This window comes from Leucobacter weissii, from assembly GCF_017565745.1.
GTDB classification, from domain to species: Bacteria; Actinomycetota; Actinomycetes; order Actinomycetales; family Microbacteriaceae; genus Leucobacter; species Leucobacter weissii.
The window spans coordinates 101,113-126,953 of the sequence record NZ_JAGDYM010000016.1; the positions used below are offsets into that span (position 1 = coordinate 101,113).

The 25,841-nt window shown below is 71.1% G+C and carries 26 protein-coding genes and 1 pseudogene; 8 read left to right on the forward strand and 19 right to left on the reverse strand.

From position 1 onward, the window contains the following. Positions 1–14 precede the first annotated feature (14 nt). From tsaD to glmS, 6 genes are read right to left on the reverse strand one after another with little or no spacing between them, the layout of a single operon-like run. Positions 15–1,130, reverse strand: coding sequence for a tRNA (adenosine(37)-N6)-threonylcarbamoyltransferase complex transferase subunit TsaD (gene tsaD, locus J4H92_RS13890; RefSeq protein ID WP_208098782.1), 1,116 nt, complete (start codon positions 1,128–1,130; stop codon positions 15–17). Then, complete coding sequence (gene rimI / locus J4H92_RS13895) at positions 1,127–1,576, reverse strand: ribosomal protein S18-alanine N-acetyltransferase (RefSeq protein WP_208098783.1); 450 nt, start codon at positions 1,574–1,576, stop codon at positions 1,127–1,129. The genes tsaD and rimI overlap by 4 nt, the downstream gene beginning before the upstream one ends. Continuing rightward, entirely contained in the window at positions 1,573–2,334 is a 762-nt protein-coding gene (tsaB, locus tag J4H92_RS13900; protein ID WP_341783115.1) for a tRNA (adenosine(37)-N6)-threonylcarbamoyltransferase complex dimerization subunit type 1 TsaB, read from the reverse strand. The genes rimI and tsaB overlap by 4 nt, the downstream gene beginning before the upstream one ends. Further along, on the reverse strand, positions 2,331–4,067 hold the full coding sequence (alr, locus tag J4H92_RS13905) for an alanine racemase (RefSeq protein WP_208098785.1): 1,737 nt from the start codon (positions 4,065–4,067) through the stop codon (positions 2,331–2,333). Before alr ends, tsaB begins: the two co-directional genes overlap by 4 nt. Then, positions 4,064–4,465 (reverse strand): holo-ACP synthase, encoded by a 402-nt coding sequence (locus J4H92_RS13910; protein ID WP_208098786.1) that lies wholly within the window; start codon positions 4,463–4,465, stop codon positions 4,064–4,066. The genes alr and J4H92_RS13910 overlap by 4 nt, the downstream gene beginning before the upstream one ends. Positions 4,466–4,488: 23 nt before the next feature. Next, on the reverse strand, positions 4,489–6,339 hold the full coding sequence (glmS, locus tag J4H92_RS13915) for a glutamine--fructose-6-phosphate transaminase (isomerizing) (protein WP_208098787.1): 1,851 nt from the start codon (positions 6,337–6,339) through the stop codon (positions 4,489–4,491). A 30-nt stretch (positions 6,340–6,369) separates the two neighbouring features. On the opposite strand from glmS, the gene coaA reads away from it, so the two are divergent. Next, entirely contained in the window at positions 6,370–7,353 is a 984-nt protein-coding gene (gene coaA / locus J4H92_RS13920; RefSeq protein WP_208098788.1) for a type I pantothenate kinase, read from the forward strand. A gap of 34 nt (positions 7,354–7,387) precedes the next feature. Here coaA and J4H92_RS13925 read toward each other — a convergent pair whose 3' ends face one another. The 5 genes from J4H92_RS13925 to truA form a co-directional block, all read right to left on the reverse strand. Further along, complete coding sequence (locus J4H92_RS13925) at positions 7,388–7,804, reverse strand: DUF4190 domain-containing protein (RefSeq protein WP_208098789.1); 417 nt, start codon at positions 7,802–7,804, stop codon at positions 7,388–7,390. Between the two features lie 170 nt (positions 7,805–7,974). Continuing rightward, positions 7,975–9,324: a phosphoglucosamine mutase gene (gene glmM / locus J4H92_RS13930; protein WP_208098790.1), complete on the reverse strand. Its 1,350-nt coding sequence runs from the start codon at positions 9,322–9,324 to the stop codon at positions 7,975–7,977. A gap of 12 nt (positions 9,325–9,336) precedes the next feature. Further along, entirely contained in the window at positions 9,337–9,813 is a 477-nt protein-coding gene (gene rpsI / locus J4H92_RS13935; protein ID WP_208098791.1) for a 30S ribosomal protein S9, read from the reverse strand. Positions 9,814–9,868: 55 nt separating this feature from the next. Continuing rightward, positions 9,869–10,315: a 50S ribosomal protein L13 gene (gene rplM / locus J4H92_RS13940; RefSeq protein ID WP_208098792.1), complete on the reverse strand. Its 447-nt coding sequence runs from the start codon at positions 10,313–10,315 to the stop codon at positions 9,869–9,871. Between the two features lie 128 nt (positions 10,316–10,443). Then, positions 10,444–11,262 (reverse strand): tRNA pseudouridine(38-40) synthase TruA, encoded by an 819-nt coding sequence (gene truA, locus J4H92_RS13945; protein WP_208098793.1) that lies wholly within the window; start codon positions 11,260–11,262, stop codon positions 10,444–10,446. Between the two features lie 132 nt (positions 11,263–11,394). On the opposite strand from truA, the gene J4H92_RS13950 reads away from it, so the two are divergent. Continuing rightward, positions 11,395–13,350 (forward strand): acyltransferase family protein, encoded by a 1,956-nt coding sequence (locus tag J4H92_RS13950; protein ID WP_208098794.1) that lies wholly within the window; start codon positions 11,395–11,397, stop codon positions 13,348–13,350. A gap of 234 nt (positions 13,351–13,584) precedes the next feature. Here J4H92_RS13950 and rplQ read toward each other — a convergent pair whose 3' ends face one another. From rplQ to infA, 6 genes are all read right to left on the reverse strand, one after another. Further along, positions 13,585–14,196: a 50S ribosomal protein L17 gene (gene rplQ / locus J4H92_RS13955; RefSeq protein WP_208098795.1), complete on the reverse strand. Its 612-nt coding sequence runs from the start codon at positions 14,194–14,196 to the stop codon at positions 13,585–13,587. A gap of 61 nt (positions 14,197–14,257) precedes the next feature. Continuing rightward, on the reverse strand, positions 14,258–15,244 hold the full coding sequence (locus J4H92_RS13960) for a DNA-directed RNA polymerase subunit alpha (protein WP_208098796.1): 987 nt from the start codon (positions 15,242–15,244) through the stop codon (positions 14,258–14,260). Positions 15,245–15,392: 148 nt separating this feature from the next. Next, entirely contained in the window at positions 15,393–15,791 is a 399-nt protein-coding gene (rpsK, locus tag J4H92_RS13965) for a 30S ribosomal protein S11 (protein ID WP_208098797.1), read from the reverse strand. Positions 15,792–15,839: 48 nt separating this feature from the next. After that, positions 15,840–16,208, reverse strand: a complete 369-nt coding sequence (rpsM, locus tag J4H92_RS13970) for a 30S ribosomal protein S13 (protein ID WP_208098798.1) — start codon at positions 16,206–16,208, stop codon at positions 15,840–15,842. Between the two features lie 151 nt (positions 16,209–16,359). Next, on the reverse strand, positions 16,360–16,476 hold the full coding sequence (rpmJ, locus tag J4H92_RS13975; RefSeq protein ID WP_158039250.1) for a 50S ribosomal protein L36: 117 nt from the start codon (positions 16,474–16,476) through the stop codon (positions 16,360–16,362). 66 nt (positions 16,477–16,542) lie between these two features. After that, positions 16,543–16,764 (reverse strand): translation initiation factor IF-1, encoded by a 222-nt coding sequence (gene infA, locus J4H92_RS13980; RefSeq protein WP_017793388.1) that lies wholly within the window; start codon positions 16,762–16,764, stop codon positions 16,543–16,545. A 209-nt stretch (positions 16,765–16,973) separates the two neighbouring features. On the opposite strand from infA, the pseudogene J4H92_RS13985 reads away from it, so the two are divergent. Then, positions 16,974–17,429 (forward strand): annotated as a pseudogene (locus tag J4H92_RS13985) (NUDIX domain-containing protein); the annotation flags it as partial. A 165-nt stretch (positions 17,430–17,594) separates the two neighbouring features. On the opposite strand, the gene rraA reads toward J4H92_RS13985, so the two are convergent. Continuing rightward, positions 17,595–18,074 carry a ribonuclease E activity regulator RraA gene (gene rraA / locus J4H92_RS13990; protein WP_208098800.1) on the reverse strand — a complete coding sequence of 160 codons (480 nt, stop codon included), beginning with the start codon at positions 18,072–18,074 and terminating at the stop codon, positions 17,595–17,597. Positions 18,075–18,110: 36 nt separating this feature from the next. Continuing rightward, a complete protein-coding gene (locus J4H92_RS13995; RefSeq protein WP_208098801.1) occupies positions 18,111–19,016 on the reverse strand; it encodes a DUF817 family protein in 906 nt (301 codons plus the stop codon). 199 nt (positions 19,017–19,215) lie between these two features. Here J4H92_RS13995 and J4H92_RS14000 point away from each other — a divergent pair, with 199 nt between their 5' ends. The 5 genes from J4H92_RS14000 to J4H92_RS14020 all read left to right on the forward strand — a co-directional run bounded on the left by J4H92_RS14000 (position 19,216) and on the right by J4H92_RS14020 (position 25,750). Continuing rightward, positions 19,216–20,538 (forward strand): efflux RND transporter periplasmic adaptor subunit, encoded by a 1,323-nt coding sequence (locus J4H92_RS14000; RefSeq protein WP_208098802.1) that lies wholly within the window; start codon positions 19,216–19,218, stop codon positions 20,536–20,538. Further along, the gene (locus J4H92_RS14005; protein ID WP_208098803.1) at positions 20,538–21,287 is read left to right on the forward strand and encodes an ABC transporter ATP-binding protein; all 750 of its coding nucleotides are present in this window, start codon (positions 20,538–20,540) and stop codon (positions 21,285–21,287) included. The genes J4H92_RS14000 and J4H92_RS14005 overlap by 1 nt, the downstream gene beginning before the upstream one ends. Continuing rightward, positions 21,284–22,513 carry an ABC transporter permease gene (locus tag J4H92_RS14010; protein ID WP_208098804.1) on the forward strand — a complete coding sequence of 410 codons (1,230 nt, stop codon included), beginning with the start codon at positions 21,284–21,286 and terminating at the stop codon, positions 22,511–22,513. Before J4H92_RS14005 ends, J4H92_RS14010 begins: the two co-directional genes overlap by 4 nt. A 62-nt stretch (positions 22,514–22,575) precedes the next feature. Then, positions 22,576–23,529 (forward strand): hypothetical protein, encoded by a 954-nt coding sequence (locus tag J4H92_RS14015; RefSeq protein WP_208098805.1) that lies wholly within the window; start codon positions 22,576–22,578, stop codon positions 23,527–23,529. Further along, positions 23,516–25,750 (forward strand): efflux RND transporter periplasmic adaptor subunit, encoded by a 2,235-nt coding sequence (locus tag J4H92_RS14020; RefSeq protein WP_208098806.1) that lies wholly within the window; start codon positions 23,516–23,518, stop codon positions 25,748–25,750. The genes J4H92_RS14015 and J4H92_RS14020 overlap by 14 nt, the downstream gene beginning before the upstream one ends. Positions 25,751–25,841: the final 91 nt, after the last annotated feature.

The window sequence follows — 25,841 nt, forward strand, 5'->3', positions numbered from 1 at the left end:
CTCGGCGCCCGCGATCAGCGCACCTGCACCTCGGTGACCGGCAGGGTCGAGTCGGCGCCGAACGCGAAACCCGACGGCGCGTGACCGGCGGCAACGAGCTGGGCGCCGAGCGACGCGATCATCGCCCCGTTGTCGGTGCACAGCGAGAGCGGAGGCACCCGCAGCGCGACGCCTGCGGCGGCGGCGCGCTCCGCGGCCAGCCCGCGCACCCGCGCATTCGCGGCGACCCCGCCGCCGAGCAGCAGTCTCGGCACCCCGTGATCGCGGCAGGCGGCGATCGCCTTGGCCGTGAGCACATCGGCGACCGCCTCGCGGAAGCTCGCCGCCACGTCCGCGACGGGGATCGATCCCCCGTCGGCCTCGCGACGCTCCACCCACCGCGCGACCGAGGTCTTCAGTCCGGAGAACGAGAAGTCGTAGCGGTGGCGCTCGAGGTCCTTGGCGCGGGTGAGTCCGCGGGGGAAGGCGATGGCGCGAGGATCGCCCGACGCCGCCGCGCGGTCGATCTCCGGCCCTCCGGGATAGGGCAGGCCGAGCAGTCTGGCCACTTTGTCGAAGGCCTCGCCGGCGGCGTCGTCGATGGTCTCGCCGAGCAACTCGACGTCGTCCAGGAGATCCCGCACCAGCAGCAGGGAGGTGTGGCCGCCGGAGACCAGCAGCGCGACGGTCGGCAGCTCCAGCTCGCCGACATCGCCGGCGACGCCGCGCAGCCCGGCGCCCCGCGGCGGATCGGCCCTTCGCGGCGGATCCGGGTCGCGAAGCAGGTCGGCGCCGACGTGCCCGACGAGGTGGTTCACCGCGTAGAGCGGCTTCTGCAGCGCGATGGCGAGCGCCTTGGCCGCGGAGACGCCCACCATGAGCGCGCCGGCGAGCCCGGGACCGCACGTGACCGCGACCGCGTCGAGATCGTCGAGGCGGATGCCGGCGTCCGCGACGGCGCGCTCGATGGTCGGGGTGAGGGATTCGAGGTGCGCCCGCGCGGCGATCTCGGGCACGACGCCGCCGAAGCGGGCGTGCTCGTCCATCGAGGAGGCGACGGCGTTGGCGAGCAGCACGCGCCCGCGCACGATGCCGACCCCGGTCTCGTCGCAGCTCGTCTCGATGCCGAGGACTACGGGTTCAGCGCTCATCGGCGATCCTTCAGGTCGAGCCGCATCACGATCGCATCCACGTGACCGGGTTGATAATACCTCGGGCGCACGTCGATCCGCACGAAGCCGAGCGAGGCGTAGAGCGACTGCGCCACGGGGTTGTCGGCGCGCACGTCGAGGAACATCCGTCGCACGCCGCGCGCCGCCGCCTCGTCGAGCAGGGCGTTCATCAGCCGCCGCCCCTGGCCGGTGCCGCGCACGGCGGGCGCGACGGCGATGGTCTGGATGTCTCCGTCCGCCCCGATGGCGAGGAGGCCGCCGTAGCCGACCACGCGCTCGTCGTCCACGAGCGCCAGATACGCGCGATGGTCGGCGGTCAGCTCCTCATGCAGGGCGGCGCGGCTCCAGGCGTCGGTGCCGAAGGTCTCCTGCTCGAGCGCGCAGATCGCGTCCAGGTCGTCGGGGGTCGCCGAGCGGAGCCTCATGGGGTGGCCCTCTTCGGGCGACCGGGCGCGGCGGCGTCCGGCGGGCGCAGGTAGACGGCGCGGTCGGGCTCGAAGCCGCGGTTCGCGGCGAGTCGCCTCGCGGCGAGTCGCACGAGCCCGGAGGCGGGGATCCGCTCGGGCCAGACCTCGCGCGAGGAGGGGACGTGCTCGGCCCGCGGCACGAGCAGCGGACCGTCGCGGCGGACGGGGATGCCTGCGGCGTCGGGCCGCGCGTACTCGGTCACGAACAGCTCGCGCCGCCGCGCATCCTGGATCACGCGGAGCCGGTCCTCCGGACCCTCCGAGAGGACGGATCCGCCGGCGTCGGCCGTCCCCTCCCAGGCCTCCAGCGCCACCGCCTCGTGCCCGTGCAGCGGCAGCAGCGACGCGCGGCGCGCCAGCGCGAACGCCTGCGCCGCCGCGACGCCGACCCGCAGGCCCGTGAAGGGACCGGGGCCGATCCCGACGACCACGCCCGTCACCTCGGCGGGCCCGGCCGCGCACTCAGCGATGCCCGATGCGGCGGCGAGGGCGAACACCCGGGCGACCAGTCCGCCGATCGCCTCGGCGTGGCCGCGCGGATCGTCGCTCCACGCCTCGAAGATCCGACCGCCCGCGCCCAGCGCCGCACCGGTGCCGATCGCCGTGTCGATCGCGAGAAGCACGTGCGGCCCGAGTTCGGCGGCGGCCTGCTCGCGCTCTCGCGGCCCCGGCGCGCTCGACCGCTGCCCGCTCGGCCGGATGCCCGGTCGCGTCACGTCAGCACTCCGCTCCGCCATCTCGGGCCGTGCCCGGCGACCGCGACCGCGCGGGGCTCGACGGACTCATCTGCGAGACCGTCGCCGTCCACGGTATCGCCGGGCCCGGTGGAGCCGGTGGGCCGCTCGATCGTCACCTCGATCCACGACCCGTGCTCGTCGAACAGGCCGCTCCCCCACTCCGCCACGACGACCGCGCCGTCGAGGTCGAGGTCGAGGTCGTCGAGTTCGCCCGCCCCGGCGAGCCGGTAGGCGTCGACGTGGATGAGCGGCGGCCCGTCCCCGAGCGGGGGATGCGTGCGCGCGAGGACGAAGGTGGGACTGGTCACCGGACCGCGCACGCCGAGGGCCTCCCCGATGCCCCGTGCGAGGGCCGTCTTGCCCGCGCCGAGCGGCCCCGTCAGGATCACGAGATCCCCGGCCGCCAGCCGGCGCCCGAGGCGCCGGCCCAGCTCGTGCATCGACTCGGGATCGGCTATCTCGATGCGCTCGATGCGGGGGGCTCCGTCCCCTTCGACACGCTCAGGGGGCGGAACAGCGACCCCGCTCCCCGAGCCGGTCGGGGGGAGCGCGGCAGGCCCCGCCGGAGGGAACGCACCCGGGCCGTCGTCGTCCACGGCGACGCGCCGCACCCGCGAGCCGATCCCCACGACGATCTCGTAGTTGATCGTCCGCATCAGCTCCGCCCACACCTCGACCGGCGGGACCCCGGTGGCGGGATCGCCGAAGAGCACCACCGGATCGCCGATCCGCACCTTGCGTCCGAGGCTCCCGAGGTCGACGATGCACTGATCCATGCCGATGCGCCCGACGATCGGGCAGTGATGCTCGGCCACCGAGACCGTGGCGCCGCCGCCGTTCAGGGCGCGGGGCATGCCGTCGGCATAGCCGATCGGCACGAGCCCCAGGGTGGTCTCCCCCTGCGTCAGGTGGTTGTAGCCGTAGGAGACGCCCGTGCCCGGCGGCACGTCGCGGAGCGCGACGATCTGCGAGCGCAGCGTCATGGCCGGGATCAGGCCGAGATCCGCCGAGGTGCGATCGGCGAAGGGGCTGAGGCCGTACACCACGACCCCCACGCGCACCGTGTTGTAGTGCAGTCGCGCCGAGGAGAACGTGGCGGCGGAGGCCGCGAGATGGATCAGATCGGGGTCGCAGCCGGCCGCGCGCAGCAGCTCGACCGCGCCGTCGAAACGCCTGGCCTGCTCCAGGTCGTTGTCCTCCCCGGCGTTGGCGAGATGGCTGAATACGCCGCGGACGCGGACGCGCCCCTCCGACTCGAGCTCGGCGCCCCGCGCGAACAGCGCGGGCCACTCCGCGGGGGCGGCGCCGTTCCTGCTCAGGCCCGTGTCGACCTTGAACTGGACGATCGCCCGACGACCGGCGCGCCCCGCGGCCGCGGCGAGCGCCTCGAGCTGGGCGAGATGGCTCACGCCGATCTCGAGATCGGCCTCGACGGCCGCGTCGAAGTCGGCCGCGGCGCCGTGCAGCCAGCAGAGGATCGGCGCCTCGATACCGGCGTCCCGCAGCGCGAGCGCCTCCTCCAGGTCGGTCACACCGAGCAGCGCGGCACCGCCCTCGATCGCGGCCCGGGCGACGATCTCCGCGCCGTGCCCGTAGCCGTTGGCCTTGATGACGGCGATCACCGTTCCGCCCGTGTGCTCCCGGATGCGGCGCACGTTGTGGCGGATCGCGGGGACGGAGATCTCCGCGATCCGCATCGATCCGGTTTTCACAGCGCCTCCCGTCCCGACCTGTCCGGGGTGCTCCCGGTTTCGGGACCCGATGCCTCCACGATAACGAACGCGGTCGCGATCCCCCCGTCATGGCTCAGCGAGAGGTGGACCCGGCCCGCGCCGCGGAGCGCCAGCTCCCGGGACAGTCCGGGGGTCCGGGCGAATCCGGGAGCGCGCCCCGGGATCCTCGGCACCTCGAGGTCGTGCCAGCCGAGCGCGCCCGATCCCCCGAGCGCCTTGATGAGCGCCTCCTTCGCGGCGAAACGCGCGGCGAGCGAGGCGAGCGGCAGGCCCGCCTCGCGCTCGGTGAAGAGCCGCGCCAGCAATCCGCCGGCCCTCCCGAGCTGGCGTCCGAGCCGTTCGATGTCGACGGTGTCGACCCCGATGCCGATGATCATGGCACGATCCTGCGCGAGCCGCGTCACTCCACCGTGACGGACTTGGCGAGGTTGCGGGGCTGATCCACGTCGAGCCCCTTCGCCGTCGAGAGCTCGAGCGCGAACCACTGCAGCGGGACGACCTGCACGAGCGGCTCGAAGAGCGGATCCGTGAGGGGCATCCGGATGACGTCGTCGGCGTAGGGCAGCACGGCGGTGTCGCCCTTCTCGACGATCGCGATGACGCGGGCGCCGCGGGCGCGGATCTCCTGGATGTTCGAGACGACCTTGCTGTGCATCACCGGCGAGCGGCGGGGGCTCGGCACCAGCACGAACACGGGCTGGCCGTGGTCGATCAGGGCGATGGGGCCGTGCTTCAGCTCGCCGGCCGCGAAGCCCTCGGCGTGGATGTAGGCGATCTCCTTGAGCTTCAGCGCCCCCTCGAGCGCGGTCGGATAGCCGACGTGGCGGCCCAGGAAGAGCACGGAGCGCGTGTCCGCCATCCAGTGCGCCAGCTGGGCGATCTGCTCGTGCGTCTCGACCGCCTCGGCGACGGCCTGCGGCAGCTGCTCGAAGGCGCTCGCGGCTTGCGCCTCCTCCTCCGGCGAGAGCGTGCCCCGCACGCGTCCGAGGTGCAGCCCGATGAGGTAGAGGGCGGTGATCTGCGCGGTGAAGGCCTTCGTCGAGGCGACGGCGACCTCCGGGCCGGCGTGCGTGTAGACGGCGGCGTCGCTCTCGCGCGGGATCGTGGCGCTCTGCGTGTTGCACACCGACACCGTGGTGACGCCCCGGTCCTTGGCGTACTTCACCGCCATCAGGGTGTCCATCGTCTCGCCGGACTGGCTCACCGAGATCACCATCGTCGAGGGGCTGAGCACGGGATCGCGGTAGCGGAACTCGTGGCTGAGCTGCACTTCGACCGGCACCCTCGCCCACCGCTCGATGGCGTAGGCCCCGATCTGCCCGGCGTAGGACGCCGTGCCGCAGGCGATGATGACGATGCGGTCGACCTCGCGCAGCCGCTCCTCGCCGAGCGCCGAGAGCTCGGGGATCTCCACCCGGCCGTCGACCACCCGTCCGCGGAAGGTGTTCGCCACCGCTTCGGGCTGCTCGGTGATCTCCTTCGCCATGAACGAGGACCAGCCGCCCTTGTCCGCCGCCTCGGCGTCCCAGGCGATCTCGTACTCGGCGAACTCGACGGGATCGCCCGCGAAGTCCGTGACGCGGACCGACTGCGGAGTGATGACGGCGATGTTGTCCTCCTCCACGGCCACCGCGCGGCGGGTGAACTCCACGAAGGCCGCCACGTCGCTGCCGAGGAAGTTCTCGCCCTCGCCGAGCCCGATCACCAGCGGCGAGTTGTGCCGCGCCGCCACCACCGTGTCGGGGGCGTCCAGGTGAACGGCGAGGAGCGTGAAGGTGCCGCGCAGCCGCCGCACCACCGCGCGAAAGGCCGTCTCCAGATCCCCGACCCGCTCCACCTCGCGGCCGAGGAGCGCGGCGACGACCTCGGTGTCGGTCTCGCTCAGGAGGGTGATCCCGTCGCGTTCGAGTTCGGCGCGGAGCTCGGCGAAGTTCTCGACGATGCCGTTGTGGATGAGCGCGAGTCTCCCCCCGTCGCCGAGATGGGGATGCGCGTTCACGTCGGTGGGGCCGCCGTGGGTCGCCCACCGCGTGTGCCCGATGCCGGTGCCCGACGCGCTCACCGGGGCGTCGTCCAGCAGCTCGACCAGACGGGAGAGCTTGCCGGAGCGCTTGCGCACCGAGAGCCCCCCGGAGGGATCGATCACCGCGATACCCGCGGAGTCGTATCCCCGATACTCCAGTCGCTTCAACCCGCCCAGCAGCACCCCGAGGGTGTCATTCGGGCCTACATACCCTACGATTCCACACACGGCATCAGTTTAATGGAAGCATGGGAACCGATGACTGAACAGAACACAGGATCGCCGGCGCCCGATACGCATCCGATCACGAAACACGACGCGCTGAGCCCGTTCATCGAGATCGATCGAGCGGAATGGTCGCGGCTGGCGGGCGAGACCCCGATGCCGCTGACCGAGGAGGAGATCGCGGCCTACCGCGGGCTCGGGGACCCTCTGGACCTCGTGGAGGTCAGCGAGGTGTTCCGCCCGCTGAGCCGCCTCATCAACCAGTACGCCATCGCCAACGGCGAGATGCACCGGCGCACCCGCAGGTTCCTGAAGCGGGGCCGGGATCGCCCCTCCCCCTTCGTCGTCGGCATCGCCGGCTCGGTCGCGGTCGGCAAGTCGACGGTGGCGCGCGTGCTGCGGGACATGCTCGCGCGCTGGCCCGAGACGCCGGAGGTGCAGCTGGTGACCACCGACGGCTTCCTGTATCCCAACGCCGAGTTGGAGCGGCGCGGCATCACCCACCGGAAGGGGTTCCCCGAATCGTACGATCGGCGGGGCCTGCTGCGCTTCGTGTCGCAGATCAAATCGGGGGCCACCGAGGTGAGCGCTCCGCACTACAGCCACCTCAGCTACGACATCGTGCCCGGCGAGTTCACCGTCGTGCGCCGCCCCGACATCCTGATCATCGAGGGGCTGAACGTGCTGCAGCCCGCGTCGGCCGAGCGCCCGCTCGCCGTCAGCGACCTGTTCGACTTCTCGATCTACGTCGACGCGCGCACCGCGGACATCGAGCAGTGGTTCACGGAGCGGTTCCTCAAGCTGCGCAAGGCGGCCTTCAGCAACCCGAACTCGTACTTCCGGCGCTTCGCCAACCTCGAGACCGACGAGGCTCGCGCGCTCGCGCACGAGTACTGGAAGGGCATCAACGAGCCCAACCTGATCGAGAACATCCGCCCCACCCGCGCGCGAGCCTCACTGGTGCTGCGCAAGGAGGCGGACCACCGCATCCAGAAGGTGCTGCTCCGCAAGCTGTGATCCGAGCGGAGCACGGCTTGCGGAGCCGTCACCGCTACTGGTACTGCTGCTCGAGCAATTGCTCGCAGTCCTGCGGAACGCCCAGCACCTCGACCGTCGCCGCACCGTCGAGGCAGGCCTGAACCGCCTCGACGCCCGAACCGATGGCGCTGAAGATCGCGATCAGGATGAAGACCCAGATGATCGTGAAGATCGCGCCGAGAATGATGGCGATGATGCCGGGGATGTTGCCCGCACCCGCCTTCCGCGACTGGATGACCGCGACGATGCCCAGGATCAGGCCGATGATCGGCAGGAAGAAGGCCAGGATCAGCGAGACGATCCCGAGCGTCTTGCCGGGCGTCGAGGTCTGCGGCTGGCCGGGCGCCACGGGCGGCGCCGCCGAATAGGCGGGCGCGCTCTGCGGCTGCTCGGGGGGCTCGGGCGGCTGGGTGGGCGGGTAGCTGCTCATCGGAAGATTCCTCTCACATCCGTCGCTGACGACGCCTCGTCGAGAACGCCTCGTACCCGGCAGTCTACCGAACACCTCCGACGGCTGAGAAGAGCCGTCGCGGCTCAGGGGCGCTGATCGCCGCTTCGGCACGAGCGCCGTCCGGTGACGAAAGCCCGAGGGCTCTCGCCCTACACGGCGAGGCGTTCCGAGACGATCGCCGCGAGATCGTCGGCCAACTGCCTGGCCGCGTGCTCGTGCTCGGCCTCCACCATCACCCGCACCACCGGTTCGGTGCCGGACGGGCGCAGCAGCACCCGCCCCTTCCCGGCGAGGGCGATCTCCGCCTGGGTGACGGCCTGCTGCAGCACCTCGTCCGAAGCGACCCGGCTGCGATCCACGCCGCGAACGTTCACCAGCACCTGCGGGTAGACGCTCATGCAGCGGGCGAGCTCCGCGAGGGGCTTGCCGGTGCGCACCACCTCCGCCGCGAGATGCAGGCCGGTGAGGATTCCGTCACCGGTGGTGCCGTACTCGCTCATGATGACGTGCCCGGACTGCTCGCCGCCGAGCGAGAAACCGCTCGCGTTGAGCTCGGCGAGCACGTAGCGATCGCCGACGGCGGTCTCGACCACGTCGATGCCGTTGTTCGCCATCGCGAGCTTGAGGCCCAGATTGCTCATGACGGTCGTCACGAGCGTGTTCCGGTTCAGCTTCCCCCGACCCGACATCGAGAGGGCGAGGATCGCCATGATCCGGTCGCCGTCGACCACCGCACCGTCCGCGTCCACGGCGAGGCAGCGATCCGCGTCGCCGTCGTGCGCGATCCCGAGATCGGCGCCGTGCTCGCGCACCGCGTCCGCCAGCGGCTCCAGATGGGTCGAACCGACCCCGTCGTTGATGTTGAAGCCGTCCGGGTCGTTGCCGATCACCGTGACGCGCGCGCCGGCGTCGCTGAACACATCTGGCGAGATGCCGGACGCCGCGCCGTGCGCGCAGTCGAGCACGACGTGGAGCCCGTCGAGGCTCACCCCGTCGAGCGTGCCGAGCAGATGCACCAGGTACCGGTCCTCGGCGTCGGCGAAGCGGCGGATCCGCCCCACCTCGCGCCCGGTGTTGCCCGCGTGGGCGCGGGACATGGCCGCCTCGATCTCGTCCTCGACCTCATCGGGCAGCTTGCGCCCGCCGGCGGCGAAGAACTTGATGCCGTTGTCCGCAGCCGGATTGTGCGACGCCGACACCATCACGCCGAAATCGGCGCGCGTATCCGCGACCAGGTAGGCTGCGGCGGGCGTCGGGATCACCCCGGCGTCGAGCACGTCGACGCCGGCGGAAGCGAGCCCCGCGGCCACTGCCGCCGAGATGAACTCGCCCGACACCCGGGGGTCGCGCGCGAGGACCGCGGCGGCTCGGCGGCTCTCCGTGCGAGCCTGCCGTCCGAGCACGAACGCCGCTGACTGGGCGAGGCCCAGGGCCAGCTCGGCGGTGACATCCACCCCGGCCAGACCCCGGACCCCGTCGGTGCCGAATAGGCGACCCATGTACGCCGCTGCTTAGCGCTTCGAGTACTGAGGAGCCTTGCGGGCCTTCTTCAGGCCGGCCTTCTTGCGTTCCTTGATCCGCGCGTCGCGGCTGAGGAAGCCGGCCTTCTTCAGCTTCGGGCGGTTGTGCTCCGCGTCGATCTCGTTGAGGGCGCGGGCGATGGCGAGGCGCAGGGCACCGGCCTGACCGGAGGGGCCGCCGCCGATGATGCGGGCGGTCACATCGTAGGCGCCGCCCAGCTCGAGCACCGTGAACGGGTCGGTGATGAGCTGCTGGTGCAGCTTATTGGGGAAGTAGTCGGCGAATTCGCGCCCGTTCACCTTGATGGCGCCGGAGCCGGGAACCAGGCGCACGCGCGCGATGGCCTGCTTGCGGCGGCCCACGGCGGCTCCCGGAACGGTCAGCGCGGGGCGCGGGGTCGAGGCCGGCGCCTGATCGGCGGGGGTCTCGGTCGTGTAGCTCTCTGCGGCCACGTTCTCTTCAGTCACGTTGAAAGTCCTCTTACTCGTCTGTGTTCGCTCGTCGCTGTGCGCTTCGCGGCGCTTACTGGGCGACCTGGCCGATGGTGTACGGGGTCGGCTGCTGCGCAGCGTGCGGGTGCTCCGAGCCCGCGTAGACCTTCAGCTTGCGGAACTGGTCGCGGCCGAGCGAGGTCTTCGGCAGCATGCCTCGGATCGCCTTCTCGACGGCCCGCTCGGGGTTCTTCTCGAGCAGCTCGGTATAGGTGACGGAGCGCAGTCCGCCGGGGTAGCCGGAGTGCCGGTAGGCGAGCTTCTTGGCCGCCTTGTTCGCGGTCAGGACCACCTTGTCGGCGTTGATGATGATCACGTGATCGCCGCCGTCGAGGTGCGGGGCGAACGTGGTCTTGTGCTTGCCGCGGAGCAGGGCGGCGGCGTGCGAGGCGAGGCGCCCGAGCACCACATCGGTGGCGTCGATGACGAGCCAGTCGTGCTTCAGCTCGGAGGCCTTCGGCGAATACGTGCGTGTCACTGTATGCTGCTTTCGGTTGAAATGGAGTGGTTCGTGGATCCCTCCCCGTGCCGGGTCCCTGGCCGCGCTCGCGGATCGGATGCACCTGCGGTGGGGGGCTCACATTTCGGTGCTCATGCACCAGCGGCTTACTCTAGCACAGGATCGCGCCTGGCTCGCGTCTGCTCGGCCCGCGCGGCCAGATCCTCCTCGGGAGGGTACGAGATCTCCTCGAGCGACAGCCCGTGCGCCGGCATCACCACGAATCGGCTGGTCCGCGCGCGGGCGTCGCGCAGCTCGCGCAGCTCGCCGCGGTCGATCCGCGCGCTGCCGACGGCCACGACGGCCCCCACCAGCGCGCGCACCATCGAGTGGCAGAACGCGTCGGCCTCGATCACCGCAGCGTAGGCGCCGTCCTCGGTCGCGCGCCAGTCGAAGCGCAGCAGCTCTCTGACTGCGGTCGCGCCCTCGCGAGCCCTGCAGAACGTCGTGAAGTCCTGCAGGCCGAGCAGTTCGCGGCTGGATCGGCGCATCGCATCGAGGTCGAGCTCTCGCGGGACCTCGGCGGTGAACCGGGCGGTGAGCGGATCCCGGCGCGCGGCCGCATCCCGCACCCGGTACTCGTAGCGCCGGCTGAGCGCGCCGAAGCGCGCGTCGAAGGCGGCCGGAGCCGCGCGCAGCCCATGAATCGTCACATCGGGGGCGCGCCGCCGCAGCACGCCCTCCAGCCTGCGCGCGGTCACCCGCTCGGCGAGCTCCGGCGCCAGGTCGAGATGCGCCACCTGTCCGCGCGCGTGCACCCCGGCGTCGGTGCGGCCGCCCACCGTCAGACGGTGCGCCTCCGGCTCGGCGCGCAGCAGGACCGCGAGCGCGGCCTCGATCTCTCCCTGCACCGTGCGGAGCCCGGGCTGAGCCGCCCAGCCGTGGAAATCGGTTCCGTCGTATCCGATGTCCAGCCGCAATCGCATGCGCATAGACTATACGCGTCGCACTGAGCCGGCTCGCATCGGGCGAACGTTCGCAGCGAATGAAACGCAGTCGCGGTGAATGAACGCAGTCGCGTGCCGGTTCGATCCCCGAACCAGCGCCCTTCCTCCATCATGAGACATGCCACCCTGCCGACGAGCGCCGAGCGGCGCGCCGCGGGCGAGCGACGCTTCAACGGGCTCGACGGGATGCGCGCGATCGCCGTCTCGCTCGTGGTCGTCTACCACCTGTTCCCCGACGCCCTCCCCGGAGGATTTCTCGGGGTCGACGTCTTCTTCGTGATCAGCGGCTTCCTGATCGCTTCGCTGCTGCTGCGCGAGCGGCGTCGGAGCGGGCGGATCGACCTGCTCGCCTTCTGGCGCCGCAGGGCCAGAAGGCTGCTTCCGGCTCTCGCGCTCGTCCTCCTGATCTGCACCGCACTCGCGCTCGCGATCAGCGGCGGGGGCGACGCCGACCTCCTGGTCGGCATCGGCGCGCAGCTGCTCGGGTCGGCGTTCTTCGTGAGCAACTGGGTCTTCGTCTCGCTCGGCGGGGACTACTTCACGCGTGATGATCCCGAGCTCTTCCGCAACACCTGGTCGCTCTCCATCGAGGAGCAGTTCTACCTCGTCCTCCCGCTGGTGCTGCTGCTCGTCCTGCGCGTGAGATCACGGGAGACGCGCGCGCTGATCTTCTCCGTGCTCGCCGCCGCGTCTGCGGCGCTGATGGCCGGGTACGCGTTCGCCGGCGCGGACCCCACCCGCGTCTACTTCGGCTCGGACAGCCATGTCTTCGGCCTGTTCGCCGGAGTCGCCCTCGCCACGGCGCTGAATCCGCGCGAGGATGCGCAGGGACCGCCGCCCGGGCACGGGATTCCGGCGCAGCTCGGATTCTCGCTCGCCGCTCTCCTCGGTCTCGCCGTCCTCGGCTGGCTCGCCTGGACGCTCGAGGAGGCGAGCAGGGAGAGCTTCCTCTGGGGCTTCCAGCTCGCCACCGCTGCGGCGCTGCTCGTGATCTGGGCGATCACGCGGAGGGGGTCCTGGATCGGCCGCCTGCTCGACGCCGCTCCCCTGCGGTGGATCGGCAACCGCTCCTACGGCATCTACCTGTGGCACTGGCCGCTCCTGCTGCTGGCATCGGAGGCGCTCGGATCCGCGCCAGCTCCCTGGCACCTCCTCGTCGCCCCCGTCGCGCTGACGCTGACGGTGGGGCTCGCGAGCTGGTCCCACCGTTTCGTCGAACAGCCGGTCCGCCGCCTCGGCCTCCGGCGAGCCCTGCACTCGATCGTGCTCCCCTCTGCGAACGGTGCGGTGCATCGGACCACCGCGGTCGCGGTGACGGGGGTGCTGCTGGTCACGGTCCCGGCCACCGCGGTCGCGGTCGCAACGGCCCCGGCGCTCAGCAGTTCGGCGGCGGCGATCGCCCGCGGGGCCGCTGCCGAGCAGGAGCAGGAGCAGGAGGCCGCGGCAGAGGGGCGCGGCATCGACGGGGCGATCGACGCCGTCGACGGACGGATCGACGCCGACGCCGATCCGCCGGTCGCTGGACCGTCTCCGGAGGGTCCCAAGCCGAAGAGGATCCGCGGGAAGAACGTGTTCGCCGTCGGCGACTCCGTGATGCTGGCCAGCCTCCCGGAGCTCCGGGAGGAGTTCCCCGGAATCCGGGTCGACGCCGCGGTGTCGCGCGGCCTCGCAGTGGGGGTCGGCATCGTCCGGGGGCTCGCGGAGAAGAAGCATCTGCGCCAGGTGATCGTGGTGGGCCTCGGCACCAACGGACCGATCGAGCGCTCGGATCTGAACGAGCTCAGACGCGCAGCAGACACCCGCTCGATCGTGCTGGTGAACGCGCACGGCGACCGCCCCTGGATCCCGGAGGTCAATCGCACGCTCGCCTCGTTCGCCGAGGCTCGGCGAGGGGTGGTCCTCGCCGACTGGGACGCCGCAGCGGCGACCGACCCCGAAGCACTCGCCGGCGACGGCATCCACCCGAACACGAGCGGCGGCCGCATCTACGCGAAGACGGTGCGCACGGCGCTGAAGGAGTTGCAGGCCCCCGCCGAGCGAATCGGCCATCCCTCGGGTGCCGAGTAGTGGGGGGGGGGGGGGGGGGGGGGGCCCCCCCCAAAACCGCGCCGCCCGCCCCGCCCGCCCCCCCCGGGGGGGCGGAGTCTTCCGCGTGGGGCCCCCCCCCCCCCCCCCCCCCACTACTCGGCACCTGCGCTCCTGCGACGCAGCGTGCTCGGCGTCGCAGACGCGAAACGCCCCGCTGCACGGCGGCGCAGCGGGGCGTTCGTTCGGCGGCGCGGAGCCGCCCGGAGCATCGGACTACTCGGCCTTCTTCTCCGCGGCATCATCGGCGGCGGGGTTCTCCTCCGCGGCCTCGACCTCTTCCTCGGCGGCATCGACCGCGTCCTCGGAGGTCTCAGCGGCGTCCTCGGCCGCCTCTTCCGCCGCATCGGACACGGCCTCGGCCGCGTCCTCGGCGTCGTCCTGAGCGGCCTCGATCACCTCTTCCTCGGCCTCGACGGGACCGGGCTCGGCCGGATCCGCGGCCTTGTCGCGCTTGGGCTTCGGGGTCACGGGCTCGAGCACCAGCTCGATCACCGCGAGGGGGGCGTTATCGCCCTTGCGGAAGCCCGTCTTGATGATCCGGGTGTAACCGCCCTCGCGGTTCTCGACCTGCGGCGCGATCTCGGTGAAGAGCTCGTGCACGACCGACTTGTCGAGGATCTGACGCATCACGCGCCGCCGGGCGTGCAGGTCTCCGCGCTTGGCGAAGGTCACCAGGCGCTCGGCGACCGGCTGCAGCCGCTTGGCCTTCGTCTCGGTGGTCTGGATGCGCTTGTGCTCGAACAACTGCGAGGCGAGTTGGTTCAGCATCAGACGCTCGTGTGCTGGGCCGCCTCCGAGGCGGGGGCCCTTGTTGGGCTTGGGCATTGCTTACTCCGTTGAAATACTGTGTTGATCGTGAAGCCGGCTCCGGCCGAGGCCGGGGAACCTAGTTGACGTCGTCTTCGTAGCTGTAGAACTGCGCACCGTCGAAGCCGGGCACCGCATCCTTCAGCGAGAGGCCCATCTCGGTGAGCTTGTCGCGCACCTCGAAGACCGACTTCTGCCCGAAGTTGCGGATGTTCATCAGCTGCGCCTCGCTCAGTGCGACCAGTTCGCTGACGGTGTTGATGCCCTCGCGCTTGAGGCAGTTGTAGCTGCGGACCGACAGGTCGAGATCCTCGATCGGGATCGAGAGCTCCCCCTCGGTGACGACCTCGGCCGGGGGCGGCCCGATCTCCACGCCCTCGGCGGCGGTGTTCAGCTCGCGCGCCAGGCCGAAGAGCTCGACGAGCGTCGAGCCTGCGGAGGCGATCGCGTCGCGGGGAGTGATCGCAGGCTTGGTCTCGACATCGACGACGAGGCGGTCGAAGTCGGTCCGCTCGCCGGCGCGCGTGGCCTCGACTCGGTAGGTGACCTTCAGCACCGGCGAGTAGATCGAGTCGACCGGGATCCGGCCCACCTCCGCGTCGTCGTCGCGGTTCTGCGAGGCGGAGACGTAGCCGCGGCCGCGCTCGATCGTGAGCTCGAGCTCGAACTGCGCCTGCTCGCTGAGCGTGGCGATGACCAGCTCGGGGTTGTGCACCTCGACGCCGGCCGGCGCGGAGATGTCGGCCGCGGTGACCTCCCCCGCACCGGTCTTGCGCAGGTAGGCCGTGATCGGCTCGTCGTGCTCGCTCGACACCACCAGGCCCTTGATGTTGAGGATGATCTCGGTGACGTCCTCGGTCACCCCGGGGATGGTGGTGAACTCGTGCGCCACGCCCTCGAAGCGCACGCTGGTGACCGCGGCGCCGGGGATGGAGGAGAGGAGCGTGCGGCGGAGCGAGTTGCCGAGGGTGTAGCCGAAGCCGGGCTCGAGGGGCTCGATCGCGAAACGCGAGCGGTACTCGGAGATGGGCTCTTCAGTCAGAGTTGGGCGCTGTGCGATGAGCACGGTGTTGGTTCCTTTCGCTGGAGTCCGCTATATGACTCATGCGGTTAGTGGAATATGAAGATCGATCCAAGAGCAGGGGCATCGGCCTGAACCCACCCGTCGCCGAAGGCGACAGTCGTCGGAGGCCTCAGCCTCCGCGACAATGGGTTCAGACGCGGCGGCGCTTGGGCGGGCGGCAGCCGTTGTGGGTCTGCGGCGTCACATCGGTGATGGATCCCACCTCGAGGCCGGCGGCCTGCAGCGAACGGATCGCCGTCTCGCGTCCGGAACCCGGTCCCTTGACGAAGATGTCGACCTTCTTCATCCCGTGCTCCTGGGCCTTGCGCGCGGCGGACTCCGCGGCGAGCTGCGCGGCGAACGGGGTCGACTTGCGCGATCCCTTGAAGCCGACGCCTCCCGAAGAGGCCCAGCTGATCACGGCGCCGGTGGTGTCAGTGATCGAGACGATCGTGTTGTTGAAGGTCGACTTGATGTGGGCCTGGCCCACGGCGACGTTCTTCTTGTCCTTGCGGCGCGGCTTGCGAGCCGCGGTCTTTGGTGCAGCCATTGCGTATTGTTCTCCTGAAACCTGTCGTATCGGTCGCGCTGACCGGGGTTACTTCTTCTTGCCGGCGACGGTGCGCTTCGGGCCCTTGCGGGTGCGAGCGTTCGTCTTGGTGCGCTGACCGTGGACGGGCAGACCCTTACGGTGCCGCAGGCCCTGGTAGCTGCCGATCTCGACCTTGCGACGGATATCCGAGGCGACCTCTCGCCTCAGATCGCCCTCGACCTGGAAGTTGCCCTCGATGTAGTCGCGGAGGGCGACGAGCTGATCGTCGCTCAGATCCTTCACGCGGGTGTTGCCGTCGATGCCGGTTTCGGCGAGGGTCTTCAGCGCGCTGGTGCGGCCGATGCCGTAGATGTAGGTGAGCGCCACCTCCACGCGCTTTTCGCGTGGGATGTCCACTCCTGCGAGACGTGCCATGTCGGCTCTCCTTGAGGTGTGTTGGAGGTGTGGAGCGCATCGGGGGTTCGGGCCTCCGCCCCGAGGTGTCCCCCACTCGCGTGGGTTCTTCGATGCGCTGGGTGTCTATTCAGTTGTATTCGAGCCGATGCCGCGATTGGTCGGCGGGGCGTCAGCCTTGCCGCTGCTTGTGCCGGGGGTTGCTCTTGCAGATCACCATCACGCGGCCGTGACGGCGGATCACCTTGCAGTGATCGCAGATCTTCTTGACGCTGGGCTTGACCTTCATGGGGGTTCCTTCGTGTTCGCCGTCCTCGTACCCGCTCCGAGAGCGGGCCGTTACTTCTCAGCAGGACTACTTGTAGCGGTAGACGATCCGGCCGCGGGTCAGGTCGTAGGGCGTCAGCTCCACGATCACGCGGTCCTCGGGGAGGATGCGGATGTAGTGCTGGCGCATCTTGCCCGAGATGTGGGCGAGCACCTTGTGTCCGTTGGTCAGCTCAACGCGGAACATCGCGTTGGGCAGAGCCTCGACCACGTGGCCCTCGATCTCGATGACGCCGTCTTTCTTGGCCATAACCTCGGTTCGCTTAGAGTAGTCGTGCTGGTCGTGCGAATGCTCGGATGCCTGCTCCGGCGAGAACGCGAGCACAGGCATAAAGCACCAAACGTCGATCATACACCGGAGTTCGCGACACTTCAAGTCCGTACTCCGGGACACCGGGTCGTGGACGCACGGCGAAACACGGTCGGCACGGGACGGCTGCGCACCGGTAGCCTGGAGGCATGAGCGACCTGAGGAACCCCGGCGATGCATGGGTGACGGCCGCCGACGGCAAGCGCTACTGGGGGCGCTTCGGGGCGGCGGGACTCCTCGCGCACGATCCGGCGCGCGGCGTGCTGCTGCAGCATCGCGTGAGCTGGAGCGACCACGGCGGCACGTGGGGCATCCCCGGCGGCGCGCGGCACGAAGGCGAGGACGCGGTGAGCGGGGCGCTTCGCGAGTCGACGGAGGAGGCCGGAGTCCCGGCCCCGGCGATCCTCCCCCGCTTCAGCTACCTGATCGACCGCGGGGGCTGGACCTACACGACGATCATCGCCTCGGTCACGGCGCCGTTCGAGGCGAGGATCACCGACCCCGAGAGCCACGCCCTGGAATGGGTGCCGCTCGAACGGGTCGCGGGCTACGAGCTGCATCCGGGATTCGGCGCGAGCTGGCCGCTGCTGCGGCCGCTGCTCGCGGACGACGCGGATACCGCCCGCACCGCCGCGGCGGCCCTCGCGGCCGCGGGCAGCCTCAGCCCCCTCCCTTGAGCCCCGCCGTCGCGACGCAGCCTGCTCGGCCGCGCTCGCGTCAGCGCACACGCGCGACTCCCGGCGCAGAGCGGGGGACGGGCGCGGGGGTGCTCAGCGCTCGACGAGGATGCCGTCCTCGTCGCTCCACAGGATCGCCCCCGGACGGAAGACGACCCCGCCGAAGGTCACCGGGACGTCGGCCTCCCCCTCGCCGGTCTTGGACGACTTCGCCGGGTTGGAGCCGAGCGCCTTGAGCCCGATCGGCAGCCCGGAGATGGCGGCGCGGTCGCGGATCACACCGTTGACGACGATGCCGGCCCAGCCGTTCTCGACGCCCAGACCGGCGATGATGTCCCCCACGAGCGCGCTCTCGAGCGCGCCGCCGCCGTCGATCACGAGCACCGCGCCCTCGCCCGGCGTGCCGAGGACGGACTTCAGCAGCGCGTTGTCCCGATGGCAGCGCACCGTGCGCACCGGCCCCGAGAAACGCGCCAGGCCGCCCAGGTTCTGCAGCTGGGTCGAGACCGACTGCAGCTCGTCGCCCCGTTCGTCGTAGAGGTCTGCGGTGCTGACTCCGGTGCTCGCGTTCATGCGCCCTCCTCGGCGGATCGTTCTCCCGTGTCCATGCTAGCCGGGACGGGGCGCCCGGAATCGCACCGGCTTCCGCGGCGGGTACACCCAGGTGACGAGCACCACCGAGATGATCATGAGCAGGAACCACGAGACGAGCTTCTGCGGGCTCACCGGCTCCCAGCCCGCCTCCTGATGCGGGTAGAGCCAGGCCCCGCCCCAGGTCGCGACGTTCTCGGCGAGCCAGATGACGAGCGCCACGCCGGCGAACACGAGCAGCAGCGGCGCGCGGGGCTCGGCCCGCCAGACGCGGAAGTGCATGACCGTCGGGGACCAGAGCGCCGCGACGCCCGCGAGCAGCACCCAGCGCAGATCGACGATGTAGTGGTGGGTGAAGAAGTTCAGGTAGATCGCCGTCGCGATCGCCGAGGTCATCCAGACGCGCGGATATCGCGAGAAGCGCAGCGCATGGAGACGGGTCACGCGGACCATGTACGAGCCGACGGCCGCGTACATGAAGCCGCTGAACAGCGGCACCGCGCCGATCCGCAGCACGCCCTCGGTCGCGTAGCTCCACGAGCCCATCCCGGTCTTGAAGAGCTCCATGCCGGTGCCGACCAGGTGGAAGAGCAGGATCACCCACAGCTCGCGACCGCTCTCCAGCCGGAAGGCGAGCATGCCGATCTGGATGAGCACCGCCGCGATCGTCAGCGCGTCGTTGCGGGCGAGCACCGCGTCGTCCGGCCACCAGAGCCGCGCCGCCACGATGACCGCCAGGAGCAGAGCCCCGAAGACGCACGCCCACGCCTGTTTCGCCAGGAACACGCCCGCCTCCACCAGGAAGCCGCGGAAACCCGTCGACGGCCGGCCGAGCAGCACGCGGTGCGCGACCCGGTCGATCGACCGTTCGAGTCCGGTGAGCTCCCGATCGTCGGGTTCCCCCTCCTCCTCGGCACTCCTCACCCGGGAAGCCTACGGGATCCTCGGCGGACCCGGTGGGCGCGGCTCCATCACCGCAGCGCATCCTCGTCCCGGAGCAGGGCACCGCGCGCTGTCAGCGTTCTTTCAGGTCAAACAAACAGTCGCCATAGCCCGTATTCCTAGCGTGATCATCGAGCCGGGTGTCCGGCGCAACCGATACGCGGAAGGCTGGCGACAAGGAATGACGGGGCAAGAGAAGAGCAGGGGCCGCATCCTCTCCCGGATGCGGCGGCGCACCTGGGTCATCATCGGCGGCGCGGCGGCGCTGCTGGTCGCGGGGGGCGTCACCGCGGTCGTGCTGCTCTCCCAGCAGAGCGCGACGCCCGCGGCCGCGCAGACGCGGACGACGGCGGCCGGCCTCGAGACCCTGGAGAAGTCGGTCGAGGCGAGCGGGACCTTGACTCCGGGCGTGCAGGAGGAGGTGAGCTTCGCAGCCAGCGGCACCGTGACCGAGGTGCTCGTGGAGGCCGGGGACACCGTGACCAAGGGCCAGAAGCTCGCCGAGATCGACACCCTGACCGCGACCGCGGAACTGCTGCAGGCGCGGGCGGATCTCGCCGACGCGGAGGCCCAGCTCGCGAGCGCCGAGGCCGACGCCGACGGCACCACGAGCTCAGACGCGCAGATCGCGGCGAGGGCCGCGGCGATCGAGGTCGCCGAGCAGGCCGTGGAGAGCGCCGAGGAGGCCGCCGACGGCACCACGCTGACCGCACCGGCTGCCGGGCTCGTCACCGCGGTGTCGATCGAGGTCGGCGACAGCGTCACCGGCGCATCGAGCACGGGATCGAGCGGCACGGGATCGAGCAGCGGCAGCACCGGCGGCGCATCGGGATCCTCGGCGACCGGCGGCGCACAGGCCGGCGCCTCCCAGACGGAATCCACCGCGAGCTCCTCGTCCTCCGGACAGTTCACCATCGTCGGCACGGAGGACTGGATGGTCTCCGTCTCCCTCGGCGAGACCGAGATCGGGCTCGTGGAGGCCGGCGACCAGGTCGAGCTCGAGACCGACGACGGCACGCAGCTCTTCGGCGTGGTCGATGACGTCGGCAAGCTGCCCTCGACCACCTCCGGATCGGCCGCCTTCCCCGTGACCATCGCGATCACGGGAGACACCGAGGGCCTCTACGACGGCACCGGAGTGACCGCCACGATCGTCTACGAGCGGCGCTCCGAAGTGCTCACGGTTCCCTCCTCCGCCGTGACGACCGCGGAGGACGGCGCCAGCACCGTCACCGTGGTCGACGACGCCGGGGCGGAGACCGTGCGCACCGTCACCGTCGGCGAGAGCTCGGGCGATCTCACCGAGATCCTCGACGGCGTCTCGGAGGGCGAGCTCGTGCGGGTGACGGTGTTCACGCCGGGATCCGGCGGCGGCGCGAGCGACGGCCAGGGATCCTCCGGCGACGGCGGGATGCCCGACTTCGGCAACGGCGAGATGCCGTCCGGCGGGCCGCCCGGCGGCGGCGAGATGCCCTCGGGCGGTTTCCCGGGGGGCGGGCAGTGATGAACACGACGACACTCCCCACGCCGGCGCACCGGTCCGCCGACCCCGCCACCGCTTCCGACCGCGCCGTCATCGAGCTGCGCGAGGCCCGCAAGGTCTACCGCACCGGCGAGGTCTCCGTGGAGGCCCTGCGCGGCATCGACCTCTCGATCGCCGCGGGCGACTACGTGGCCATCATGGGCCCGTCGGGATCCGGCAAGTCGACGCTGATGCACGCCCTCGGCTGCCTCGACGTGCTGACCAGCGGCTCATACCGGCTCGACGGCGTCGACGTCTCCGAGCTGGACGACGACGCACTCGCCGAGATCCGCAACCTCAAGATCGGCTTCGTCTTCCAGCAGTTCCACCTGCTGCCCGAGCTGACCGCCTGGCAGAACGTGGCGCTGCCGCTCATGTACGCCCGCGTCCCGCTCGGCGAGCGCCGGGAACGGGCCGCGGCGGCGCTCGACAGCGTCGGCCTGGGCGGCCGGGCCGATCACCGCCCCGGCGAGCTCTCGGGCGGCCAGCAGCAGCGCGTCGCCGTCGCCCGAGCCCTCGTCACCGAGCCCACGATGGTGCTCGCCGACGAACCCACCGGCAACCTCGACACGGCATCGACCGAGGACGTGCTCGAACTCTTCGACCAGCTCAACGGGCTCGGGCGCACGATCGTGCTCATCACCCACGAGACCGAGGTCGGCGAGCATGCGAAGCGGATCGTCTGGGTCAAGGACGGCGTGATCGACCGTGAGCAGGTGAACCGCGCATGAACTGGAGCGAGACCCTCACCACCAGCTGGGCCGCCGTGCGGGCGCACGCTCTGCGGTCCCTGCTCACCGTGCTCGGCATCCTCATCGGCATCGCGGCGGTGATCCTCACCGTCGGGCTCGGGCTCGGCACGCAGAAGGACGTGAGCGAGCAGATCAGCGCCCTCGGCAGCAACCTCCTGATCGTGTCGCCCGGATCGAGCACGAGCACCGACGGCGCCCGCGGCGGCTTCGGATCGGGCACGACGCTGACCCGCGACGACGCCGAAGCGCTCAGCAGCGAGGTGGGCGCCCCCGACATCGCGGGCGTCGCCGCCGAGAAGTCGACGTCGCTGTCGCTCGAGGCGAACGAGACCAACTGGACCACCACGGTCACCGGCACCACCGAGAGCTGGCTCGACGTGCGCTCGCGGGAGCTGGCGTACGGAGCGTTCATCACCGAGGAGCAGGACGCGGAGGGAGCCGCAGTGGTCGTCCTCGGGTCGGAGACCGCCGAGGAACTGTTCGGGACCACCCGGGTCGTCGGATCCTCGGTCGCGATCGACGGCAAGACCTTCGAGGTGGTCGGCGTGCTCGCCTCGGCCGGGTCCGACTCGTCGAGCAATCTCGACGACCTCGCCGTCGTGCCGCTTTCGACCGCGGCCAATCAGCTGATCGGCGGCACCGACAGCCAGAGCGTGTCGACGATCTACCTGCAGGCGGCCTCGGCGGAACAGCTCTCGGCGGCCTACCAGGAGGCGACCGGGCTGCTGCTGAACCTGCACGGCATCACCGACGCGGACGCGGCCGATTTCTCGATCGACAGCCAGGACGCCCTGGTCAGCACGGCCACCTCGGTCTACCAGACCCTCACCGTACTGCTCACCGGGATCGCCGCGCTCTCGCTGCTCGTCGGCGGCATCGGCGTGATGAACATCATGCTCGTCTCCGTCACCGAGCGCACCGGCGAGATCGGGCTGCGCAAGGCGCTCGGCGCCCCGGGCTGGGCGATCCGCCGCCAGTTCCTCACCGAGGCGGCGATCCTCGGACTGACCGGCGGACTCGCCGGAGCCGCGCTCGGCATCGGCGCGGCGCTCGCCCTCCCCGGAGCGATCGGCAGCTCGATCGTCGTCTCTCCGTCGGCCGTGGTGCTCTCGATCGGCGTCGCGGTGGGGATCGGCGTCGTGTTCGGCGTCTACCCGGCGGCCCGTGCGGCGAAGTTGTCCCCCATCGACGCCCTGCGGAGTTGATCGTGCCCGCTCCCCTCGACGACCGCTCCCTCACGTTTCGCACACCATCGAAAGGAACCATCATGAACACCATCACGCGTCCCGCATCGCGCGCCCTCCTCGCGGCGGGAATCCTCAGCGTCTCCCTGCTCGGCCTCGCCGGGTGCAGCGCGACCGAGGACGGCACAGCCGCCTCGGACACCGCCACGAACAGCGTGCCGAGCTCCGAGTCGCCGCAGGGCCCGCAGGGCGTGAGCGGCGAGATCGCACTCGTCTCGGACGGGCTGCTGCAGGTGCAGGGCACCGATTCGCAGACCGCGGTCAGCTACACCTCGGAGACCGAGATCACCGAGCAGGTCGCCGGCTCGCTCGACGACGTCACGGTCGGCGTGTGCATCAACGCCTCCGGCGCGGCCGAAGACGAAGACAGCACCGACGAGGACAGCACCACGGCCGCACGCGTCACCATTTCCGAAGCGGTCGACGGAAGCTGCGCACCCTCTGGGATGGGCGGCGGACCGAGCGGTTCCGCACCGGAAGGCGCCCCCGAGGGCGCCGAGAACGGCGAGATGCCCGAACCCCCGGCGGACGGTTCCGGCGCACCCGCCGAGGGAGCGGAAGACGGCTCGGGCGAGCGGCCCGAGATGCCCGGCGGCGGGTTCGGCGGGTTCACCAGCGGCCTCGTCACCGCCGTAGACGGGGAGACGATCACCGTGGAGACCGCATCGGCCGGCGGAGACGCGGACAGCGACGAGACCGGCAGCGCCGAGGTGATCGTGGACGATGCGACCGAGTTCACCACGACCCGGGAGGCGAGCAGCGAGGCGCTCGTGGTCGGCGAGTGCGTCGCCGCCCAGGGCGAGTACGACGGCGAGGAATACGCCGCCACGTCGCTGCGGATCTCGGAGGCGGACGATGACGGCTGCTCGACCGGCTTCGGCGGCGGACCCGGCGGACAGGGCGGTCCGGCTCCCCAGGGCGAGCAGGGTGACGAGCAGAGCACCTCGGAGAGCGAGGCCGCGAATGCCGAGCAGTGACCCGCTGGACGGGATCGACCGCGAGCCGTTCGACCGGATCGTGACGCCCGGGCCGGAGAAGGCCGCGACCCCCGGCAGGCCTGCGACCCCTGGGAAAACCAGGAGGCGGCGACTGCGGCGCGGTCTGGTGATCGGCGGGAGCGTGCTCGCCGCCGGCGCCCTCGCCCTCGCGGGAACGGGCATCGCGTCGGCGCTGAACAGCGGCTCGCAGTATCGGACCGCCGCGGTCGAGCGCGCGACGGTGGAGGAGACCGTCGATGCGAGCGGCGCCATCGCCTCCGCCGGTCGGGCGGACGCGGCGTTCCAGGTGTCGGGCACCGTCGAGAAGGTCTCGGTCGCGGTGGGCGACTCGGTGCGCGCGGGCGAAACGCTGGCCACTCTCGACCTCGACGACTTGGAGGCGGCGGTCGCCGACGCCGAGCAGGCCGTCTCAGACGCGGAGCAGACCCTCGCGGAGGACGCGGAGGCGCAGAGCTCGAGCGACACCTCCTCGAGCTCGTCCGACACGGGCGCGACCGCGACGGGTTCCGACGCGGCAGCGGCAGACGCCGACGCGTCGGGCGGCGGGGAGACCACCGGCGGGAGCGAATCCTCCCAGCCCTCCTCGAACGGCTCGGGCTCCGGATCCGGCTCGGGATCGGGTTCCGGCTCGGGATCGGGTTCCGGCTCCGGAAGCGGATCCGGATCGGGGAGCGGCTCGGCGACCGCGACGGATCCTGCGATCGAGGCAGCCATCATCGCGGTCGAGGAGGCGCAGCAGAAGCTCCTGGAGCGCTACGAGTCGGTGCAGGAGACGCTGACCGGAGCCGAGGAGACGGTCGTCTCGGCGGACGCGATCTGCCAGCCGTTCCTCGCAGCCACGCTCGCGGAGTCCGCTCCGCAGACGGAAGGGGACGAGTCCGGCTCCGACGAGGGCGACGAGAACGGCGACGAGGACAGCGGCGACGACGAAGAGAGCGGCGAAGCGACGGATCCGGGAACGGATGCCGGGATGAGTCTGGACGAGGCCAAGCAGGCGCTGGCCGACTGCCAGAGCGCCATCACCGAGGTTCAGGAGGCGCAATCGTCGGTGAGCGCCGGGCAGCAGGAGGTGCAGGAGCTCGCGTCCGAACTCGACGCCGCGGTCTCCGAACTGCAGCAGGCGCTCGAGGACAGCACCCGGGCGGGGAGCGGATCGGGATCCTCCGGCTCCTCGGGCTCCTCCGGCTCCTCGGGGTCCTCCGGCTCCTCGAGTTCATCGGGCTCATCGGGTTCCTCCTCTTCGAGTACCCCGGGATCTTCGGGGTCCTCGGGCTCGTCCGGCGCATCGAGCAGCGGCACGACCGACGACACCGGCGGAGCCCCGAGCGGAAGCGCCGATTCGCAGCAGGACGGCTCCGACGTCGCGACGAGCACCGGATCCGGTGCGGGCGCCGAGACCATGGGGGGAGGCTCCGAGACGATCACGGCGGAGCGCCTGCTCGCCGATCAGGCCGATATCGACCTCGCCGAGGCCGAGCTGGAGATCGCACGCGCCGAACTCGCGTTCGCGAAGCTGACCAGCCCCATCGCGGGCACCGTCGCGGCGGTCGGCGTCTCGGAGGGCGATGACGTCTCGGCCGACTCGGACAGCGCCGTCATCACCGTCATCGGCGACGACGGCTACCTCGTCGAAGCGAGCATCTCCCTCTCCTCCATCGCCAAGGTCGAGGCAGGGCAGGAGGCGACGGTCACCGCGAATGCCTCGGGAGCCGAGTTCGCCGGAACGGTCTCGTCGATCGGGATCCTCAACGTGTCGAGCACCACGACGCCCGCGTACACGGTGGTCGTCGCGGTCGATACCGACGAGGAGCTGCTGGAGGGCGGCTCGGCCCGGCTCAGCATCCGCACCTCGGCGGTGGAGGATGTGCTCACGGTGCCGACCTCCGCGGTGCGGCACGAGGGCACCGATGCCGCCCTCTCGATCCTCGCGGACGGCGAGGCGGAGACGGTGATCGTCGAGACCGGCGCGGTCGGGAGCGAGCGCACCGAGATCGTTTCGGGCGTCGAGGAGGGCGCGACCGTGATCCTGGCAGACCTGTCCGCTGAGATCGACAGCGGAGACGACGAATCGTCGTCCGGCGGCCTGACCGGCCTGGGAGGATCGAGCAGCTCGGAATCAGGCGGCTTCCCCGGCGGGGACAGCGGTTTCCCAGGCGGCAGCGGTGGTCCGCCGAGCGGCGGCGGGGGCTTCCCGGGGTGAGCTTTGGCCGGGTGGGGCTCGCGGGCTCCACCCGTCCCACTCGCCGCCCGCAGGGAGAGGCCTCCGCGAGTTATCCACAGATTCCGGCTGC